Genomic DNA, 19,955 nt, shown 5'->3' on the forward strand with positions numbered 1-19,955 from the left:
CAGGCCAAACAAATGAAAAGGTCTGAATATGTCATTTACTGAATGGGTCATTTTGGGTGTAGTGATTGGTTGTGCCATTGGCGCCTTACTGAAGATTTTTGGCAAGAAAAAAGATAGTTAGCCCTTTCAGTTCCCCCCCATTGATTAAAACGGCACTGATACAGTGCCGTTTCATTATACCCTGAGCTGATGCCGCTTAGTGCACAACTATCAAATCAGTCAATGGCCCGGCCACCATCAGCAGCCATAATAATAAACTGCTGATCATCGCGCGCCGCAATAGTTTAGCCGCCCCCAGCCACCGCGAATTGAGAGTGCGCCCACTCGCCGTTTTTTTCCCCCACAACTGCGCTAATGCCGCATCAAAATCTGCTGTTTGTGGTTCGTGGGTATAGAGCAATGCAAATAGCCGCTCATCAAGCCATAAGCGCCAGCAATAATAATGTGTCACACCCGCCAGCAGTAATAATAATCCCGCGACAATACTATCAGCGCCCCATAGCGCAAAGACTATCGGCGGCAAGGTCAATGCAGCCAGATAACGCCAACTGGCAAGATGAATCGTCAGCACCTGCCCGGCTATTGGGTTGTTTAGCATAGTTTTTTCCTCTTTTGCGCAAGAGCCTGTAAATGCTGGGGCTGCAATACCACTTGCGGGCGAACCTGTCGTAATAATTCAGCCGCTGCCTGTGGTGTCGCAACGCGCCCTTGATCAAGTAACCATGCCGCAATCACCAACGCGCTACGTGACATTCCCAGCGCACAATGAACCAGAACCGTCCCCTGTTGTTGATGCAATTGATTAAGCGCTGCGACAGCCAGCGCCAATTGTTGTTGATTAGGCACCACCAAATCCATTAACGGGCAGCATTGATAGGGTTTATTGCGGCTATAGCGGCTGCGGCAAAATTCTGCAGTGACATCCAACGCGCTAGCTTGTGATAGCGGCTGTCGCGGGTAACTGCCGATAAATACACCATCAATTACCTGTATTGCTTGCGGTAATTGGCGGGTAAACCCATACATCGATAGCCAAGCTCCGCATCGATATGGCCACAATAGCAGCCGGGCTGAAGGCGACATTCGGCCATCACGCCCTTTTTGGAATACACTCGGGCCGTAGCCACTATAACCCGCGGCTACGGCAAGTAGAGAAATTGCCGGCCACACCAATACATAGCCGCCGCCTCCCAGCCACCACGCCAATCCACCCGTCAGTAACGCCCCACTGCCGTACCAAAGCGCCAATTTCAAAGATGAGCGATGAGGGCGCTGCCAGTGCCAACCGCTATTGATGGGGATGAGATAACTGACAATCACTCCCGCAGCCAGGCCCGTAGCAATATCAATCACATGATGTTGCCAGGTGGCCAGAACAGATACTGCAATTAATGCAAACCAACCTGTCATTAGCCAGCGCAATATTCCCTGGCAATGTGGCCAAAAACGCAGCCACAGTAACCAAGCGAGCATAATGTGTAATGACGGTGCCTGGTTATAAGGCAAATCAAACATTTCAAGTTGCTGAAATAGCCAGCCAAATGGCCCGTCAGTGACCGGGCGAACAAAGCTGAATTTGAGTGGAAACAGCAAAAAACCAAGACACGCCACCAGTGATGCCATGATCAATCGAAGCGCATGACGCGTTTGTTCTCGCAATGAAGTACAGATAAATAACGACAAGCCATAAAGCAGGTCAATACTCCAATAGGGCACAATCGTCCAAGGCAGAAAAGGAATATGATGTTCCCAGCTATATACCACACTGCCCACCCCCGCGCGGCTGGCAGTGAAGTGATTGGTCTGGCCGTAACTGATAAAAAACAGTGGGGCTAGCAGCAACAACCACAGCACGGCACGCCGCCAGAGTTGCTTGCGAGTTACCCTATTATCCCCCTCAGTCATCAGCACGACGCACCGCCAGAGATACGGTGAAAATCCCCCATTCATCAATCAGTTGATGGCATTTATCAAATCCGGCCTGCTCAACCAAGGCATCCATTTCCCCCTGGCTACGTACCCGCATTACCCACGGCTGCCCACCTTGATGACTGGTCAATGCACGAGCAATCATTTTAAGTTGTGGGTGCCACGGCTGGCCGGTGTAAACCAGCATTCCCCCCGCAGGAATTGCTGTGGCCAATCCCGCCAATGAGGACTGAATCAGGTTGTTTTGTGGGAATAGCTCATATAACCCGGAAACAATAGCCAGTGTGGGGTTCGGGGCCAAGTTCGCCAGTGAGTCCCGGTCAAACGCATCACCTTTTTCGAACCGCGCAACCTGTGCCAAATTGCGCTCTGCTATCATGGCTTGCCCTTTCTCCACATTCAGATCGCTGTAATCACGCAGTAGAATTTGCTCAACATCATACTGGTCAGTCAGCGCATCCAATACATAGCGGCCGTGGCCTGCCGCGATATCAACAATGCGCAGCGGCATGTTTTTATCACGCAATTGCTGAAGAGCCATTTGGATGGTTTGCTGCAAATGCACTTTGCGCATGCGAATACCGCGCCAGCCAATACTATTGAGGTATTGCTGGTCAATATACCGCCCCAGTTTGTTCTTGCCCTCTGGCTGATTGCGATAGACGTAATCCAGCGTACTGCCGGAGTCAAAACCGGTTTCGAACCCTAATCGCACGCCGGTGGCACTGCTGCCCAGCGTTTTCATACCGTAACGCAATGCGCTGTAGTACAAACCTTCAGGCGAATAGGGTTTCAGCGGCACTTGCAGCGCCCGATAGCAGTCCGCACTGGCACTCCAGCAATCCTCATAGCTGTAATTGTGAGCAGGTAATTGCTCGGTATACAGCCGCTCAATAAAAACTCGCATCTTATCAAAAGCCAATTGGCGGTCTTTCTCACCTAACGTGTCATGATAAAAACCGGGCAAGACATGCTGTTCCTTCACCGGGCTACTCAGCCGTTGATAGAATTTCTGCTGCGGCGCGCGATGCACCACAAAATCATCACCGGAAATCAGTAATTGTGTCGGTAATGTAATCGCTGCGGCATCTTGCACAATTCGGTCGGCAGCCCGATAAAGGTCCAGTAAGATATTGACCGCAATCGGGCGACTCACCAGCGGGTCAGTATCGAAACTGGCAACCCGCGCGGTGTCATGAGTCAGGAACTTACCTTTTACATAAGATTTAACGTAAAACAGCCCGCGAAACCGCTGCATGAGCATTAATCCTGGGCGAGCAAACGGCACATACAGTTTCACCTTAAACGCCGGTGAGGCCAAAATCATGCCGCGAATTTTTGGAGCATAATCATGTACCCAAGTAGCAACCAGCACCGCCCCAACACTTTGGGCTACCACCATAATATCCCGCAGTGGCACTTGGCTATCAGCACTAGCAAAACGGACAAACTCGTCAACATCTTGCACCGAACGCGCCAAACTTGGGCTATAACCTCTGGGGCCAGGTGATTGACCATGGCCACGCGCATCCCAGGCATAAAATGTGACATCGGGTAGCATCAACTCATCAACAATGCGCTGCAAACGCCCCGAATGTTCATGACCACGATGAAACAACACTATCACTCGTTTTGCCGGCCCATGCTGAGCTGGCCAGCAACGGTAGAATAATGATGTCTTGTCACTGGTGATAAATGTCAGTTCCTGAGCAACACGGTTTCCTTGAGTCACGGCATTTTCCTTGTAGCGAGCTGTTGCAAAGTGATAAACCGTTGCTGTAATTCAGTGCGGAATATCTGTTTGTCATCATGAAAATAGATAGGTTTATCAACATAAATATCAATGAAGAATGGCACAGGAATACGCTGGCCTTTGCCCATCGCCCGCCCCAAACCATGCATATACACCGGCGTTATTGGCGTGGTCGGAAACTGTCGGCTCAGATACCACAGACCCGATTTAAATTCGGAGAATTTTTCCGGTTCACCGCGCGTCCCTTCGGGGAACAAAATCACAATTTTGTTATTTGATAACGCCTCAATACACCCCGCCAGCGGGTCACTGCCCTTGCCTGCTCCACCGCGCGTCACCGGAATAATGCCAATCACTTTAATCGCAAACCAGGCAATGGCGCGATTACGTAGAAAGTAGTCAGCAGCAGCCACCGGATGAACCTGCGATAAGGTCGAGAGAGGAAATAAGGTAAACAGCGTCAATATATCCAAATGGCTATTATGATTTGCCACCACAATTGCCGGCCCTTTGAGAGGTAACTGTTTTCGCTGCCAGACACAAACCCCCAGCCATACCAAAACTATCGGATACGCCACACACAACGTAAAAATCCAGCGCAATAGTCGGTTCACGGCCAGCCCTTAATAGTAAAAATAGCGGATAAAATGGAAGAACAGCGGCGCGGTATAGATGAGGGAGTCCAGGCGGTCAAGAATACCGCCGTGACCGGGCAATAACTTACCTGAATCTTTCACCCCAAGATCACGTTTAACAGCCGACATCACTACATCGCCACAAAAACCCGTCAGCCCGATCAGCAATCCAGCGAGCAGTGAAAAAGTGAGATTCATGGGTGTTAATATCGGCCCCAAAATACCCGCTAAGACCATGGTTGTGGCCGCGCCCCCCAGTAATCCCGCCAGTGTTTTATTAGGGCTGACTGTCGGTGTCACTTTAATGCGGCCTAATGATTTCCCCCATAAATATTGAGCTATATCATTCAGTTCCGTCAGCGCCACCAGGAACACCACCAGCAAAGCCCCCTGCCCACCAATACCGCCGGGTAACACCATCAAAAATGCCACATGACTTAGGGCAAACACCGTGGTCATCAAGCCCCAATGCATATTCGATGCCGCATGTAAGAAGCCTTTGGTATCACCAATCAGCACCATGCGCACCGGCAAGAACAAGAATGCATAAATCGGGATAAAAATAACGAACATGCCGTACCAGCCCATGCCAATCCACAGATAGTGAACAGGAATAGCCAGATACATCCACAGCAAAGGAATGTTGTCAGAGCGACGAGTGGAAATCAGTGTTAAAAATTCTTTTAATGCCAGAAAACTGATAAAACCGAAAATAACCAACGACAGCCATTTGGGGCTAACCATCGCCACGGCAAAGACAATAATAATCAGCCACCAACTGGTGATGCGCTGGCGTAACTCCAACCAGTCTTTTTCCGGATATCGCAGGATCAAAACAGTAATAATGATGCTGGCAATCACCAATAGACCAAAAATAACCGCCAAACTGATAGCCAATGTTGAGTTCATATTATGCCTCTGACCTTAGCGCCGCTCGGCAGCGATTGATGCATGTCCACAGCAATAACACGGAGGCAAAACCGAACAACCATCCGGAATAAACCAAGGCCGTTGGCCACACGGCAATCGCCAGCCCATAAGCGCCAAACAATAGTGCTCGGTCACTTTTCCCTAATGGCCCCTGATATCCCCGTGGTCGGCCCAATGTTTGCGCCATTACCCCACAAAACTCGGTCAGTAAGGCCAAAAACACGGCCAATATCACCCATTCAGGATGCGCATAGGGAAGCAGAGCAAATGGCAGATAAAGCGCAATATCCGACACGACATCGCCAATCTCATTGAGTAAAGCCCCTAAACGCGACTGCTGGTTAAATTCCCGGGCCAGCATGCCATCAATAGCATTCAGTGCCATGCGGAAAAACAGGAACAAAGGGAGCAGGAGAAACATCATTCGTGTGGGATATATCGCCAATGCAAAACCGACGACCAGTGAAGCGACCATTGTAAACAAAGTGACCTGATTCGCGGTCACTCCTCGCTGATACAACCTAGTCAAACACGGGCGCAGCAGCGCCTGGAATCGCGGTTTAATATCATAAAGCGTCATAAATACACCTGTGTATTGACCCTGAAAATGTCAGCAGTTGCTTAATAGGTGGTTATTTAAATGATTCCACCGAAAATGATTCTGGAAAGGTATCACTTGTGGCCCGAGAGACCAACAGGAAAAGCAAGCAAGGAAAAATGCACACGATTGATTTGTAGGAATTTTCTGATGAACAGTAAGGTTTCTTTCGCCCGGCAATAGTGTAGTTCACCGCAGCAATCAGCTCTGACACTAGACTGCCATCACAGTGCCTGCTGCCCCTCAACTGTGGTACCGAAATCATCAATAATAGAGAAGAACACCGTTTTATTGACACCTGAGAGTTTTTCATTATTTTTCAATGGGATATCAACACTTTCTTTGGGCGGGACTACCGCGTCGACATTTAGGGCAATGTCCTCTTTTGGCTTGCTATTCTCTCCACCCAGCGCCAATGACAAGAAAGTTACATGAAAGGGGGTCGGGTTTGTCACACGTAACACATAACTGTTCCCTTTCGGCACTAATTGAAAAGCCAGTTTTTGCTCAACACCTTGTGCGCTGGCAGGAATACCCGCAGGCCGGTAAAAAAGTTTGAGACGTGAGCGAAATGCAATTTGCAGTTTATTCTGTTTTCCTCTGTCGCCCTCCACTTTGGGTGGAACCTCTAACACATTGAGCCAGAACATGGATTCACGATCGGGCAAAACATGACCGGCCTTGCCGGAGTAAAAAATACGAACCCATTGATTAGTATTTGCATTGAGGCGAAAAACAGGTGTCTCAATCACGAACGGCACCTTAATCTTGTCAGGCGATTGATCCATCTCGGCCGTTTTATTATCGACCCACATTTGGATTAAGGCGGGTTGATCTCCTTTATTCAGAATCTGCACACTGCCAGAATTTTTGTCACCCGTCACAATCACACGTGTAAGGCCCATCGCCACGCCCGCTTGAGAGAAACTGCTCATCAGCAGCGCATTAAAAACCAAACCATAGACAATGCTACGCCGGACAGTCACCCGGTGAATCACATGTAGGAAAAATGACGATAAACTTTTCATTTATGGGCCTGCGTCAGTGTATAAGTTCCCTTGATAACGAAACCGCTCCGTACATCGTCGAATACCGTTACTTATAAATGAGCGTAAACGTGATAGCACTACTCACACTGCCCGCCGTCACCTGATTGCCCGTTTGATATAAACCGGCAATCATTGGTACTTTATAATTTCCCAATGCTATCGATGAATCATAATCATCTAACTGATACACCGTGCCAAAGGTCACTGGAACAGTGTTGCCGCGTAGCAGTTGGATGCCAATCCCGGTTGCTGTGGATGTTGCATTGGTTGCGACGACCCCATTGGTGGCATCCAGCACCGGTGTTGTCGCAGCAAAACTGTAACCAATGCTACTCAACCCCGCAGGACACTGGTTAAACGCCAGATTGAAGGCTTTTCTTCCTGCCACGGAGCCGGGTCCGTTGAACTGACTAACACTGCTTTCTGGTAAGTTAACGTTCACATTCGGAGTGATACAAGTTCCGCCAGAAATAATACTGGAATTACCGGCTTTAAACTGGGCAATCATGTAAGTGAGATCCCCCGGTGCCGAAGCGCCATTATAAGTTTGCAGATGGCGCATATACATGGGGTCGAAGAGCGGGATAGCGCCGGCAGTCAATCCGGTGGTGGTTTTAATAAAACGTATCTGTACATCCACACCGATATAAAATCGGGTGCCAGTATAATTCACCGTTATGGATTCAGGGTGCGTTTGCTGCCCCCCCGCGTTGATGGTCAATGGTTGCCAATCGGTTGTTTTACCATTGATGGTGTAGCGCCAGCGAGCCACATAGCCAAGGCCGGTTTTTACTACGGTATTGTAAACTGTGTAGGTTTTCCCATCGATATTTACCGAACTGAGTGCGGAATACGGCGGATATCCCTGAACACTGAATTGTACCGGCTGCTGATAATTGCTGTTAGGGGCACAACTCCAGGCGGTAGCATTCGGAGAACTAAACCAGCCCCCCAGAACATCCCCAACTTTACTGTCCCTGCCCATCTGAATCGTGGCTGAATCAAAATACTGATAATAACCACTATTTCGCGCGCAGTTCACATAAATGCCTTCCGCGCTGGCCGTACCCGCGTGAGCCAACAGATACAACGTCAAAATCACAAGGCAACGATTTGATTTTCTGAATAATTTCATCACCGTGCCCCTTTTGATTAACAGTCGCGTAGCGCTCTGGAGCGCGCGATGGCGATAGACTCTCATCTGCATATCACCTCTAACTGGCGGAACTCACCTTTCGCCACAGCGCCACCGGGCAAGGTGTAATCAAAACCACAACTCTCACTCACGCCTTCCCCCCAAATCACCCGCAGATGACCAGTTGGCTGATTCACCCGCACCATAGCTTGCCCACCCTGAGCGATATAGCCCACGCTGGCACCATTAGTATCTTTTACCTCTGCACCAAATGGCAGCGGCGTATTATCGGCAAGGCGACCGGTCAATAGCATTGAATAACCGCTGGAGGTATCAAACTTCATTAATGCAACCGCCCCGGCGGTGGGAGCCACACGCTGACTGGTCGTTTTAAACTCTACATCCGACGATAAACCTTTGGGGTCAAGTTCAACATCATTCTGCCGGTATGGGCTTAAGTAAGGGACAACCGCGCGGCCCCGGCTATCAAGATACATAGCAGAATAATTGGCCACCCGCGCACCTGCGGCATCTGGCGCTTCAACAATCCCGACGGTATCTCCCAACGAGGAGGCAAATATCACACCGCCGCTGTAGGCGACAACACCACCAGACACGCTGGCACTCGCCTGATCGTAATTATTACTTTTTGAATAACTGCCGCCAATAGTCGCTTTAGGTGCCAACCAATTGCCATTCACACCGAGGGTGTTATAGCTCCCATTATCATCAGTGCGATTATTCGCCGCTGAAACACCATAGTTAAATTGATTATCTTCACCCGCAGAACCTGAAATGCCCGTTTGTATTGAACTGCTGCCACGTGCGTTGGCATAGCTAGAGCTTAAGCGCGGCGAACCACTTTGGGCCCCCAGTGGAATAGAAAGTGAGACACTCAGTTGGTTATCCCAATCTCCCGTCGACATATTGCGCAGGCGATTTAACGCGACGTTATAACTCAGTGACTTATAATTATTATTATAGCCGAGTTGGAAATTCATATCGCGCCGATAACCCCCCCAATAGTCCTGTGCATTCGCGTTAGCGTAAAATGAACCATAACCGTCTGGCAGGCCTTGAGTGATACTAATTTGTGCCTGATTACGGCGGCGATACTTAAAACTGTCATCATAATTAGTGCTATCAGCCGGCAGGCTTGAATTGAAGACCGGTCGGTTAACTTCACCATGTTGCAAATAGTCACGCATCCGCATGGCCTCCGCCGGGCTATAAAATCCGTCACTGGAATAATGGTAACTGGCGATAGTTAGGCTGGTATTGGTTTCCGGTAATGATTTCGCGTAAGTCACCCCGACACTTTGGCCGTTCTGATCACTTTCGCCAGGTAATTTGGTCTGCGCCTGAGTCACATTGAATGCCAAAGCACCCAGTGACGTATTAAACGCCAGTCCCGCAGATGCCGACAAATAACCTTCGGCTGCAACTACCCCACCATTTCCGGTAATTAAGTTGGATAATCCATGGCGCACCGTTCCCATAAATAAAGCAGGTTTTTCCACCATTGAATTATCGCGATATTCACCAGCCATCAATGAATAACGTGTCGTTCCCGGCCGTAACAATTCTGCAATTGAAGCAAAAGGCACGATGAAAGATTGCTCACTGCCATCCGCTTCGGTAATAGTGACATTAAGGTTACCCCCCTGACCTGTTGGGTAAAGATCGTCAATAGTAAAAGGCCCGGGAGGCACAGTGGTCTCGTAAATAGAACGGCCCTGCTGGCTGATAACAACCCGCGCATTGGTTCGCGCAGTACCCCGTACCACCGGCGCATAACCGCGCTGAGAGTCAGCATACATGCGGTCATCCGAAGTAAGCTCGATGCCACGATAGCTAATGCTATCAAACACTTGGCCATCAGTATTTGAGTCGCCCAAGGTCATTTTACTGTAGAGGGACGGCACGGCACGCTGCAAATAAGTTGCTAGATTTTGATAATCAAAACCCTGACTGTCACTGCGATTCAAGGCACTGCGATAATATAAGCGCCAACTTTGCCAGTTAAAGCCGCCCAATAACCCAAGATACTGATAAGTCTGGCTACTGTTATCGGCCTGATTACTGCGATAACCCGCATAGTCATATTTTAAGGTCGCCGCCGTCACACCATCATCCCAATATTTAGGATTTACATAACCACGAGCCTGACGAACTAAATAAATCTGAGGAACCTGAATATCCAACCGTTGAGTATTCTCATCAAAGAGGGCATTCCCCCCTTCTAGAATATGGCTCAATGGCGAGCAAACACCGGTGCTTTCTAATTTCTTCAGAATATCAGCAGGAATCTGTTCGGTATTAATACCCAACTCATCAAATAACGTTAAGTCAAAGCAGGGAGAAGCGACGTTAGATTCAGGCGATGGCAATTCGAAGCGCATATCTCGGCGTCCAATCCACTGCTCATTTAAATAGATATCAATACGGCGTTCACCCGGAGCAACAGGGTTACCCTCACTGTAACGCGCAGCATCGACGGAAAAACGGAGAAAAGAATCACTGAATTCAACGTGTTCAGGTTCTTCGGCGGCAGTTGATAAACTAAAAAACACGCCGCCCAAACTATATATGGCAAGGGATAATACCGAAAGATATTTCGGGCGCTCGCATTTTTTATTATACAGAAAATAACTAAGCATTATGTCGAGGCCATTAAATGATATATAAAATAAAAATACCGCAGGAAGTTATTAATTATATTTATGTTTATATTTTCGTCAGCTGTTGAGTTCCCTGAGTCTCACCACCTTGATCATTAATAATAGAGTAAAAAACTTGTGTCATATTGTTAATTGAACCTTTAGCTGAAACTGATAAACTAAGCTCACCAAAAGGCGCGACCATCTTATTATTCAACTGACTTAAGCTGGCTAAGATGGGTTTGTCTTTTGCTGTGCGAAACTCCAACTTTCTAAAGGTAATATAATAAGGGGATGAATTTTTTATGACTAACTGATTACCTTTCAGAGAGAACGTCAGGTTTTTAATCGCTTGCTCTGACGACATAGCTAGCCCTTCAGGGCGATAAAACATTTTAATTCGGGTACGAAAAGCTAATTGTAATTTATTCTCTTCACCACTCGCACTTTTGGTTGGTTTAGGCGGAATTTCTAATAAATTAAACCAAAAAAGTGTTTCGCGATCTGCGGCTAAACCACTACCGGTTCGAAATAAACGAATAGTTTGATCCCTTTTAGGATCTAAACGAATAACGGGTGGAGTGACATTAAACGGCACCTTAATAGCCTCTGGGCGCGCATTCGCATCACCAGTATCAATCCAGGCTTGCAGAAGAACAGGCATATTACCCGTATTAGAAACCTTCACTATGGCTTCACGCTGTTTCTCATCGTAAATAACACGAGTACCACTGATCATCACTTCAGCGCGAACAACTGTCGTCACGAACAGGAGTGTTAAAAGAGTCAATGTGGTAATTAATGTTTTACGCATGATATTTCCAATCGTTGGGCCAATAAAACTGGGAGCAATAAGCTCCCATGTTGCAACAGTTAGTCTTCGCTATTAACAAGCACCACTATCAGTTGCGCTTAATCACAGGCTTTCATTAATCATAAACAATAGTATAGTCGACTTGAGTCGTGACTGTGCCCGGCCCAACTGAAGCTGTATTGGCATAATATTGTGCATAGTAGTTTAGTGTCGTGCCACCACTAGAAATATCGCCTACTACACCCCCTTGCCCAGCACTGCCGACCATAATCGGTGCAATGTTTTTGTTTAATAGACGGACCTGAACACCTGTTGCAGTGCCATCACTGTTCAGGCGGCCAGTCGTCATTTCTACTTTAGCACCGGGCTCAAAGTAAGCATAAGCGTTGTTCAATGTCACCCCGGTACAACCTGACAGTACAATATTGAATGGTGTGGTACCGGCGACAGAATCGATAGTGCTCAATGCACTGGCCGAGATTGTCGGTAATACTACTGTCGCATCTTTGGTGCCATTATTGACTGCTATGCCGCATGTCGTATCGGTAATTTGACCATTAATCGTAATAGTGCCGTCTGCGGCAATAGCTGACTGCACAATAAATACGCCAGCAATAGCGGCTATTAATACATTGCTAGTTTTGATTTTCATGTTTACTTCCCCGTGCTTAAATAGATTTAAACTAAAAGTTTTAATTAGGATTTATATCCTGAATCAGTGAAGTCCGATTTCATTATGGCTATTATTTCACCATTTAAAATATTGTCAATTCAGCCAAAAATGTAAAGCCATCAACTTTCAGTTAAATATTAAGAATAATTATAATCAGGTAAAAGAATAAATGAACTCACCTGTATGAAACATCCAAATTAACGTAAGAAATTTCATACAAAATTGCACCTCAAGGAAAAAACTCACTATATGCAAAGTAAAAAGACCAACAAAAAATTAATATAAAACATAGCAATAGGACTTTTCTCAACCCCATAACTAGCAATAACACGTATTTCTCGTATTACACCAATAAATAGAGTGCCGTGAATATTCTAAAAATGATATTTACATAAAATTTACGTTTTAAATGTAAAAAATTTTTTGTTTTTTTCATACCATATAAGTTTTAACAGTGTTTTTTATAAAAGATAACATAATAATCACTTTCATCTTATTTTTAAAAAGAATGATTATCAATTACTGCCACACCAAAATTTAAAATAGTCTTTTAATGATAGGATAACCCCGTCAGTTCTAATAAAAAAGCGGCCATGACAGGCCGCCTTTCATTTTTGACGCGCAAAGCTAATAATGTATTAACGTGTTACTGGAACACTCACTTCCGGTTGCACAAAACCATAGCGGCTCAGTGGAGTGATTTTAACTGAAGCAGGTGATGATTTAATCGCAAATTGCTTGGTCGTGCCCGGCATAATATAAGGGCTACCCAATGGGACAACTTCATTGCTCGGGACTAAAATCACCTGAGGGCCAAGGCGCACCACATGCTTACCAGGGTTCTTAATAATTAAGTTATTACCTGATGTGGATAAAACCAGTTCTTGCCAAGGTGTTTTAATCTGTGGCACTGAATTTGGCTGAATAAGAAAACCAATTTCCTGACGAATTGGCATTACTGTCGCGTTTCCCGGCACCTGTTCAACACCTTCAAATGAGGCTTTTAACAAGACTTCTGAATCCAGTACAGTGCCCTTCTTCAAGACAAAGTTAACCTGCTGGCTTTGTCCTGCATCAATTCGTGTTACTGGCGGGGAAATCAAAATTTGCTTACTAAGATTTTTACCATCTAAGTCGACTAATTTAGTCACCAACAGTATTGGGTTGGCAGAGGTGTTCTCAATAGTGAAGCTGGTACGACCATCACTTTCTTTCAAGATGACGGTAGTGCTTTCTAATTTGAAAGATGCATAGGATGCCAAACTCCAACAGCTTAATAACACTAGCAAATTGAATATAAAAAACGATTTGAAACGTTTGAAGATATGAGAGTATGCAGATATTGTATTAACACTGCTATGACTAACCATCGTATTTTTCATAATAGATCCTATGTCTAAAAATATTTACTAAGTATTTGCTTGCCCGACAATTCTAACGTCAATGACATACCGCGTCGGCAACTTCATACAATGAATCCGAATCAAACTTATCCGGTTCAACATAACTCACAACACATTCATTAAGGTTAGTGGCTTTAACCCGTAATGTTGTACCAATCGCTTTGTTTTCCAACATAAAGTTACCATCACCAATAATGGTTCCCAAGAAATTCCCCTTTTGATCAAGCACATTGGCCCCCACCGGTAACATTTCGCCATTACTGTCACGAATACTCAGCAATAATTGCCGGGTTTCGGTTGCCTCAAAATTACGGGTAGCAACGGTGCCCCGGGTCATCTTCAAATCAGCACTGGTGCTGTTAAGACGAATATTCAGTGGCAATGTTTTCGTACTTATCTGTGCTTTTGATGCCGTATAGGGCATCACTGATGGCAATAGTGCCGTCCCGGCATAATCGGTAATCGACGTCCCGCTACTCGGCGAAGACACCCGCAAATTTGATTGTTTCGGTACATTTACCACCGCAAAAGTATCGCCAATTGCCGATGAAGAAGTGGCAAACGTACTATTTGCATACGCCATTGAACCATTGGCCGAGACATAAGCTGACCGGCTATTATTCGTTGCCTGAGAAACCCCACCAGCCAATTGTGTATAAGCCGTGTTCATATTCAGTGCCCCATTAATACGCCGCTGACTATCACTGCCGGTTATCCCTACCGTGTACCCTTTATTGTCACCCCAGCGGCCTTGATAGGTGCTACCTAAGGTCATATTGCCATTGTTACGCTGCATCCGGCCACTAAGTGACCCTGTGCCCAATGGCATACTGATGCCGACATAGACTGCATTTTGCCCCTGCGATGTTGATTGAAAACTGAGCGTAGTCGTTACCCGACCAAATTGCTCACTGGCAGAGAATGTGTGGGAAACACTATCAGCCGCCTGATAATACATATTATTAGACAAAACATAGGAAAATGCGCCCCAACGAGGATGTGCCCACGTCATAGCTGCCGATGTCGAGTTCTTCAATTTGCCATACATCAGGTCATTCAGATTATTGCCACTGCTCAAAGCATTATCCGGTGACCAGTATTTAGACGAGTCATATACCGTAGATAGTGAAGCACTCAAATTACCATTAATTGCCACCTGATTTTGTAAGGTGACCTGATAACCTTGCCCTGCCTCTTTGGTATTGCTAAAACCTGCCGCCGCCGAGAACCAGGCATTATCTAATCCGCTATAGAGATTTTGCACATTGATATTTTGATAATCAGCGGAAAATAGCCCGGCAGAAGTCACCCGCAATGTATTTGTGGGGCTAAAAGACATTTCGCCCGACCCTAATAACGGCGATTTACTTTCACTCTCATTCAGGTTATCGCGATAGCGGCCCAGCCCGAGTTGGTAAGTGGTTGCTTGCTGTTCAAAATTAGGGTCAAGGGCATTCGAAACCGTAAAATGCTGCTGGCTACCATCTTCTTCAATAACGTCAACATCGGTTACGACTCCACTGGAAAAGTTACTGATATTGGACAATGAGAAAGGGCCAGGTGGCACGACAGTACGGTAAATAACACGCCCACGCTGGCGAACCTCAATGGTGGCATTAGTATTAGCAATCCCTTCGATGGGCACGACCAACTGCGTATTATTCAGTTGAGCATTATCGGAATATAGTTGGGCACCAATGATTGGCAATCCGGAATAAGTATCTCCGACTAAACCAAATTCACCCAATTGGACTACTGATTTCAATGATTCCACTGCGCGTAAGGCGTAAGTTTCCTGATTATCGTAGTGACCAATACCTTGGTTATAAGTATAGGAACCTCGGTTACGTAACACCCAATTGTTAAAATTAATGCCCGGCTGAAATTGCCCCTGAAATAAATTAAGATTATCGCTATTACTCTCAATTCGCTGGCCGAACAGATTATAATTTAGTAACAAAGCATGACCGCCACTTTGATAATCACTGTTTTCCATTTCAGGATCAAATGCCTCTTGGGGCAACGTCATTTCAACCCGAAATTGACCGGGAAATAGCTTTATCGCCACACCCGGCCATAGAGCTTCAAGATTCTCACAACTCTCGCCACTCTCTTTATGGCGTAATTTCAATGCAATCAGTAATTTTCGATCTGCACATAAATTACCCTCACTGTCGAAGGTTGCTTCAATATGGTAGGTTTTATTAGCATTAACAATAATAGCGACATCGTGCTGACCGGGTAAAAACTTATCCTGAGTGCTAAAGAAATTTGCTAATTCCGCCGAGTACCCCAAACCTTCCAGTGTTTTTATGTCAAACGCCACCGCTCCCTCTTTTGTTGCGGATAAAACCGCTACAGGGAAAAGAGATAAAAAGAATGCTGTAAGCGAAAATGAAACGCAACGCGCAAACACAGTGGTGTCCTAAAAGTATGGGAAACGAGTGAATTAAGAGGCAATATTGTTTTATAAAATAGAGAGTACACAAGACCACTGAAAATTGAAAATAGTCTTGTGGATAGGATTTTTATGAACTAAATACCAAAAGCAAAATTCATGGTTGTAGAACCATCAATATTGATATTTTCAGTGATAGCCCCCCCCATCGTGGTTGAACCTGCTAATGTCGGGGTTATCGTAAAGTCGGCACTAAATACTTTACCTGCTTTCGCCGTGGTAGCACTTTCAGACCAGCCAAAGCGGAAGTTATTGGTTAATGTCTCCAACGTATGCCCACCTTGTAATACGTTATTTGCATCAATGAAATACAATAAACTGCTCACCCCATCGACGGTAGCATTGCTCATCGTCGTTTTATAAAAACCCAATTTGCCACTGCCGTTGACAAAACCTAAGCCGAAATTATGAATGCCAGTAGTATCACTGACAGAAGCCTTGCGATTATCCGTCGCAGTTAAACTCAGGTAAGTCAAGCTATCACAAGTCACTGTCCAAGTTTTCTTGATGGGTGTCAACACGGTTACGGCTGTGCCAGTTTTTACCTTGCTTGATGAAATCTCACCAATATTATAAATACCGCCATCTGGTGCATTGATGGTACAAGTTGGAATTCCGATCTTCCCTTTAACCTTCAATTGAGCAGTGGGCGCTGCTGCATGAACAGCAACACCGAATAACAAAGAAGACAATATGGCAGATTTTATCATCAAACTTTTCATAACGATTAAATACCAAATGAGAAGTTCATAGTGACTGAGCCATCGATATTTGCATCTTCAGTGACTGGGCCATTCATAGTAGTAGTCCCCGCCAATGTTGGCGTAATGGTAATATCTGCACTAAACGATTTTCCCGACGTTGCAACAGCAGAGGCGTTAGAAAAACCATAATAATAACTATCAACTAAATAGAGACTAGTACCTGCTGTCGCAGTCCCTGTGCTTGTTCTGTAATACATTGAAGTACTGTTACCATCAACACGTGAATTACTTAATGTCGCAGTATAAAAACCGATTTTACCCGCCCCATTAATATTACCCAGCCCATGATTTCGGGTTGTTGACGTATCACTGACAGATGCCAAGCGGTTATCAATACTGGTATAACTTAAATACGTTGTTGCATCACAATTGATAGTCCAGGTTTTTGTCACTGTGGGTAATACTGTTGTGGCAGTACCCGACTTGATATTCATCGCTGAAATCTTGCCTAAATCGTAAATACCACCCTCTGGTGCAACTACCGTACAGCTAGGAACACCCATTTTTCCTTTAACTTTTAATTCTGCGGAAGGCGGTGCCGCCTGCACTCCGACAGATAGAATTAATGAGGTAAGGATAGTTAATTTAAAAATATGTGTTTTCATAAAATGAGAGTCACTCAGATATATTAATATCGTCAACACTTATCAAAAATATGACTTCAGGCAAAAATAAAGGGCAGAAATACAAATCTGCCCTTTATTTATAGCGTGACATGCAAAGTAATTAGATACCAAATGCAAAGTTCATCGTCATTGAACCGTCGATTTCTGCATCTTCAGTGATCGGGCCACCCATCGTCGTTGTGCCAGCCAAAATCGGGCTAACAGTAATATCAGCAGTAAACACTTTACCCGTGCTCTGGGTGTTAGCAGCAGATGACCAACCAGTACGCAGCCCTGTTGTCAGAGCAGCAGTTGATGCCACAGCAAAGGTTGAGGTCGCGGAAGAGAACACGCTGGATGTTTTACCATCAACAGTGCCATTCTTCATCTGTGCTGTGTAGTAACCGATTTTGCCGGTACCATTCACGTTACCCATACCAAAGTTAGTTGTTCCCGCAACACTGGAAGATGCAGTGCGGTTATCAACAGGTGTAAAGTTCAAGTAAGTTTCCGCATCACAGCTGATTGTCCAGGTTTTAGTCATTGGTGACAGCGCAGTTGTCGCAGTCCCTGATTTAACTAAAGATGAAGACAAGTTCCCAAAGTCATAAACCCCCTCATCCGGAGGAGAAATAATGCAGCTTGGCACAGTTAAAGTACCGATGACTTTTAATTCTGCAGTAGGGGCTTCTGCATTGGCAGCATTAATGCCAAAAATCAAAGAAGACAGTACAGTAATTTTAGCCAGTTGCTTTTTCATTTAAATAATCCTGATATATTGTTTATCGCCTTGCGATACCCAAAATTTATTTATAGGCCTAATGCCTGGGAATTGAATTCACTTATTTTTTGGCTAACCAAGATTAAAATATGAATTCAAAATTTATGTTGCTATTAGACGTTTTAAGACATTCCTTGTATATAAGAAAGCAGGCTGACTTAATGTAGGAAATGTCTTACACACCTATTCTTTATGGCGGGTTTTTGGTGATAAAAATTCCTTTATCGACGTTTAATCTTGAAAATACAAAATAATATATCGAACAAGAATCCAACAAAATATAAAAATACAAATGAAATCAATTGACTAAATTGACCCATTCGATATGACTCTGGCTAATATTTATATTTAACCCTCATTAGCATTACCCATAAATAACAAATAAATAGGCTGCTAATATCTACTCATTAAATACCTCTCTTTGTCGTAAAGTTAGCCTCTCCTATATGAAAACTGCCGTCAGTATGGCAATTGAGCGAGCTAAGCCACGAATAGCTCTCTCCTGTTTGGGCAAATGACTTGAGCCTTTCATTAACTATAAGCCGAATATCAACAAGCAATGAACAAGCCGGATGGATTATTTATCGCCTTGTTTCGCCAACTTACTGTGATAAGGATCGCTGAATTTTTTTTCTATAAGTGCTTGAATAATGAAAGAGCGTGAGGCGTTTAGCTCCTCAGAACGCGGGTTTTCTCGCGAGTTTTCGAGGCGCTCCTCTCAAGTGCTTGGGTATCTCTCCATGAAACGGTTGCGTTCATGCCCGCTTTTACGGCATGTTTACAACAACACTTCCCTGCTTTAGACGTTCGAATTATCACTTTGTGAGCAACCTGATGATTAAGTGGCTGTGGAAAGCAAATCAACCGCAAGCGGAGATGCTTGCACAGTGGCGTGAAGCGCTGAATATTCCCCTATTAGCACCTTTAAATAAGGAGGAGCAGCAGCGGCTTGTTTCTGTCGCAAGTCATTTGTTGCAACAAAAGCGCCTGGTACCGCTGCAAGGGCTGGTATTAACGCCGTTGATGCAGGCCCGCCTGACACTCTTGTTCGCACTGCCAGTGATGGAGTTGGGTGCGAAATGGTTAGATGGTTTTCATGAAGTGCTTATTTATCCGTCCCCTTTTGTGGTTGACGACGACTGGCAAGATGATGCGGGCCTAGTCCACTCGGGGCAAACGGTGCAATCCGGTCAGAGTTGGGAACAAGGGCCAATTGTTTTGAATTGGCAAGATATCCAGGATTCATTTGATTTATCAGGCTTTAATCTGGTTATCCATGAGGCGGCCCACAAGCTGGATATGCGCAACGGCGGTAATTCAAACGGTGTGCCACCAATTGCTATGCGTGATGTTGCAGCATGGGAGTATAACCTGCATCAGGCGATGGATAATATTCAAGATGAGATAGACATGGTGGGTGTTGATGCCGCGAGTATGGATGCATATGCCGCCAGTGACCCCGCAGAATGTTTTGCTGTGTTATCAGAGTATTTTTTCAGCGCGCCGGAACTGTTGGAAAACCGTTTCCCGGCGGTTTATCAAAATTTCTGCGCTTTTTATCGCCAAGATCCATTAGCCAGACTAAAACGTTGGGAAAATGATAATCAAAACGCCGAAAGCCCACATCCTCTGAATGAGTGAGCGGCTTTCCCTTTAAGGAATTAAAGAAAGAATAAAAACGGCAAGTTCTCTTTATTTAGCCATTATGAACACCGTGACTGCTCAGATGCTGAGCAGTCACCCCAAATGCACCAATTTAGCGTTGACA

The 19,955-nt window shown here is 45.4% G+C and carries 17 protein-coding genes; 1 reads left to right on the forward strand and 16 read right to left on the reverse strand.

What is annotated here, in order from left to right:
• Window positions 1-196: 196 nt before the first annotated feature.
• The 16 genes from F0T03_RS13160 to F0T03_RS13235 all read right to left on the reverse strand — a co-directional run bounded on the left by F0T03_RS13160 (window position 197) and on the right by F0T03_RS13235 (window position 18,166).
• A complete protein-coding gene (locus F0T03_RS13160) occupies window positions 197-598 on the reverse strand; it encodes a hypothetical protein (RefSeq protein WP_246169897.1) in 402 nt (133 codons plus the stop codon).
• Window positions 592-1,905 carry a phosphatase PAP2/dual specificity phosphatase family protein gene (locus tag F0T03_RS13165; protein ID WP_159680866.1) on the reverse strand — a complete coding sequence of 438 codons (1,314 nt, stop codon included), beginning with the start codon at window positions 1,903-1,905 and terminating at the stop codon, window positions 592-594. Before F0T03_RS13165 ends, F0T03_RS13160 begins: the two co-directional genes overlap by 7 nt.
• Complete coding sequence (locus tag F0T03_RS13170) at window positions 1,898-3,661, reverse strand: bifunctional alpha/beta hydrolase/class I SAM-dependent methyltransferase (protein WP_159678809.1); 1,764 nt, start codon at window positions 3,659-3,661, stop codon at window positions 1,898-1,900. Before F0T03_RS13170 ends, F0T03_RS13165 begins: the two co-directional genes overlap by 8 nt.
• Entirely contained in the window at window positions 3,658-4,296 is a 639-nt protein-coding gene (locus tag F0T03_RS13175) for a lysophospholipid acyltransferase family protein (RefSeq protein ID WP_145554870.1), read from the reverse strand. Before F0T03_RS13175 ends, F0T03_RS13170 begins: the two co-directional genes overlap by 4 nt.
• Before the next feature lie 9 nt (window positions 4,297-4,305).
• Window positions 4,306-5,226: a phosphatidate cytidylyltransferase gene (locus tag F0T03_RS13180; protein WP_145554871.1), complete on the reverse strand. Its 921-nt coding sequence runs from the start codon at window positions 5,224-5,226 to the stop codon at window positions 4,306-4,308.
• A gap of 1 nt (window position 5,227) precedes the next feature.
• Window positions 5,228-5,827 (reverse strand): CDP-alcohol phosphatidyltransferase family protein, encoded by a 600-nt coding sequence (locus tag F0T03_RS13185; RefSeq protein ID WP_159678811.1) that lies wholly within the window; start codon window positions 5,825-5,827, stop codon window positions 5,228-5,230.
• 242 nt (window positions 5,828-6,069) lie between these two features.
• Entirely contained in the window at window positions 6,070-6,873 is an 804-nt protein-coding gene (locus F0T03_RS13190; protein WP_145554873.1) for a fimbrial biogenesis chaperone, read from the reverse strand.
• 67 nt (window positions 6,874-6,940) lie between these two features.
• A complete protein-coding gene (locus F0T03_RS13195; RefSeq protein ID WP_159678812.1) occupies window positions 6,941-8,029 on the reverse strand; it encodes a fimbrial protein in 1,089 nt (362 codons plus the stop codon).
• A gap of 62 nt (window positions 8,030-8,091) precedes the next feature.
• The gene (locus F0T03_RS13200; protein ID WP_159678814.1) at window positions 8,092-10,689 is read right to left on the reverse strand and encodes a fimbria/pilus outer membrane usher protein; all 2,598 of its coding nucleotides are present in this window, start codon (window positions 10,687-10,689) and stop codon (window positions 8,092-8,094) included.
• 67 nt (window positions 10,690-10,756) lie between these two features.
• On the reverse strand, window positions 10,757-11,503 hold the full coding sequence (locus F0T03_RS13205) for a fimbrial biogenesis chaperone (protein ID WP_159678816.1): 747 nt from the start codon (window positions 11,501-11,503) through the stop codon (window positions 10,757-10,759).
• 115 nt (window positions 11,504-11,618) lie between these two features.
• On the reverse strand, window positions 11,619-12,155 hold the full coding sequence (locus F0T03_RS13210) for a fimbrial protein (RefSeq protein WP_159678818.1): 537 nt from the start codon (window positions 12,153-12,155) through the stop codon (window positions 11,619-11,621).
• A gap of 659 nt (window positions 12,156-12,814) precedes the next feature.
• Entirely contained in the window at window positions 12,815-13,546 is a 732-nt protein-coding gene (locus F0T03_RS13215; protein ID WP_246169962.1) for a fimbria/pilus chaperone family protein, read from the reverse strand.
• Between the two features lie 70 nt (window positions 13,547-13,616).
• The gene (locus F0T03_RS13220) at window positions 13,617-15,995 is read right to left on the reverse strand and encodes a fimbria/pilus outer membrane usher protein (RefSeq protein ID WP_159678821.1); all 2,379 of its coding nucleotides are present in this window, start codon (window positions 15,993-15,995) and stop codon (window positions 13,617-13,619) included.
• Window positions 15,996-16,114: 119 nt separating this feature from the next.
• On the reverse strand, window positions 16,115-16,765 hold the full coding sequence (locus tag F0T03_RS13225; protein ID WP_145556389.1) for a DUF1120 domain-containing protein: 651 nt from the start codon (window positions 16,763-16,765) through the stop codon (window positions 16,115-16,117).
• Window positions 16,765-17,406, reverse strand: a complete 642-nt coding sequence (locus F0T03_RS13230) for a DUF1120 domain-containing protein (protein ID WP_159678824.1) — start codon at window positions 17,404-17,406, stop codon at window positions 16,765-16,767. Before F0T03_RS13230 ends, F0T03_RS13225 begins: the two co-directional genes overlap by 1 nt.
• Window positions 17,407-17,527: 121 nt before the next feature.
• Window positions 17,528-18,166, reverse strand: coding sequence for a DUF1120 domain-containing protein (locus tag F0T03_RS13235; RefSeq protein ID WP_145556391.1), 639 nt, complete (start codon window positions 18,164-18,166; stop codon window positions 17,528-17,530).
• 855 nt (window positions 18,167-19,021) lie between these two features.
• On the opposite strand from F0T03_RS13235, the gene mtfA reads away from it, so the two are divergent.
• Window positions 19,022-19,828, forward strand: coding sequence for a DgsA anti-repressor MtfA (mtfA, locus tag F0T03_RS13240; RefSeq protein WP_159678827.1), 807 nt, complete (start codon window positions 19,022-19,024; stop codon window positions 19,826-19,828).
• Window positions 19,829-19,955 lie beyond the last annotated feature (127 nt).

Source organism: Yersinia canariae (genome assembly GCF_009831415.1).
In the GTDB taxonomy this organism is placed as follows: domain Bacteria; phylum Pseudomonadota; class Gammaproteobacteria; order Enterobacterales; family Enterobacteriaceae; genus Yersinia; species Yersinia canariae.

What these genes read in the sequence shown, in the direction of transcription:
- F0T03_RS13205 (WP_159678816.1), bottom strand. Translation starts at nt 11,503, where the DNA reads ATGCGTAAAACATTAATTACCACATTGACTCTTTTAACACTCCTGTTC.
- F0T03_RS13235 (WP_145556391.1), bottom strand. Translation starts at nt 18,166, where the DNA reads ATGAAAAAGCAACTGGCTAAAATTACTGTACTGTCTTCTTTGATTTTT.
- F0T03_RS13165 (WP_159680866.1), bottom strand. Translation starts at nt 1,905, where the DNA reads ATGACTGAGGGGGATAATAGGGTAACTCGCAAGCAACTCTGGCGGCGT.
- F0T03_RS13190 (WP_145554873.1), bottom strand. Translation starts at nt 6,873, where the DNA reads ATGAAAAGTTTATCGTCATTTTTCCTACATGTGATTCACCGGGTGACT.
- mtfA (WP_159678827.1), top strand. Translation starts at nt 19,022, where the DNA reads ATGATTAAGTGGCTGTGGAAAGCAAATCAACCGCAAGCGGAGATGCTT.
- F0T03_RS13195 (WP_159678812.1), bottom strand. Translation starts at nt 8,029, where the DNA reads ATGAAATTATTCAGAAAATCAAATCGTTGCCTTGTGATTTTGACGTTG.
- F0T03_RS13215 (WP_246169962.1), bottom strand. Translation starts at nt 13,546, where the DNA reads ATGGTTAGTCATAGCAGTGTTAATACAATATCTGCATACTCTCATATC.
- F0T03_RS13180 (WP_145554871.1), bottom strand. Translation starts at nt 5,226, where the DNA reads ATGAACTCAACATTGGCTATCAGTTTGGCGGTTATTTTTGGTCTATTG.
- F0T03_RS13210 (WP_159678818.1), bottom strand. Translation starts at nt 12,155, where the DNA reads ATGAAAATCAAAACTAGCAATGTATTAATAGCCGCTATTGCTGGCGTA.
- F0T03_RS13200 (WP_159678814.1), bottom strand. Translation starts at nt 10,689, where the DNA reads ATGCTTAGTTATTTTCTGTATAATAAAAAATGCGAGCGCCCGAAATAT.
- F0T03_RS13160 (WP_246169897.1), bottom strand. Translation starts at nt 598, where the DNA reads ATGCTAAACAACCCAATAGCCGGGCAGGTGCTGACGATTCATCTTGCC.
- F0T03_RS13230 (WP_159678824.1), bottom strand. Translation starts at nt 17,406, where the DNA reads ATGAAAACACATATTTTTAAATTAACTATCCTTACCTCATTAATTCTA.
- F0T03_RS13185 (WP_159678811.1), bottom strand. Translation starts at nt 5,827, where the DNA reads ATGACGCTTTATGATATTAAACCGCGATTCCAGGCGCTGCTGCGCCCG.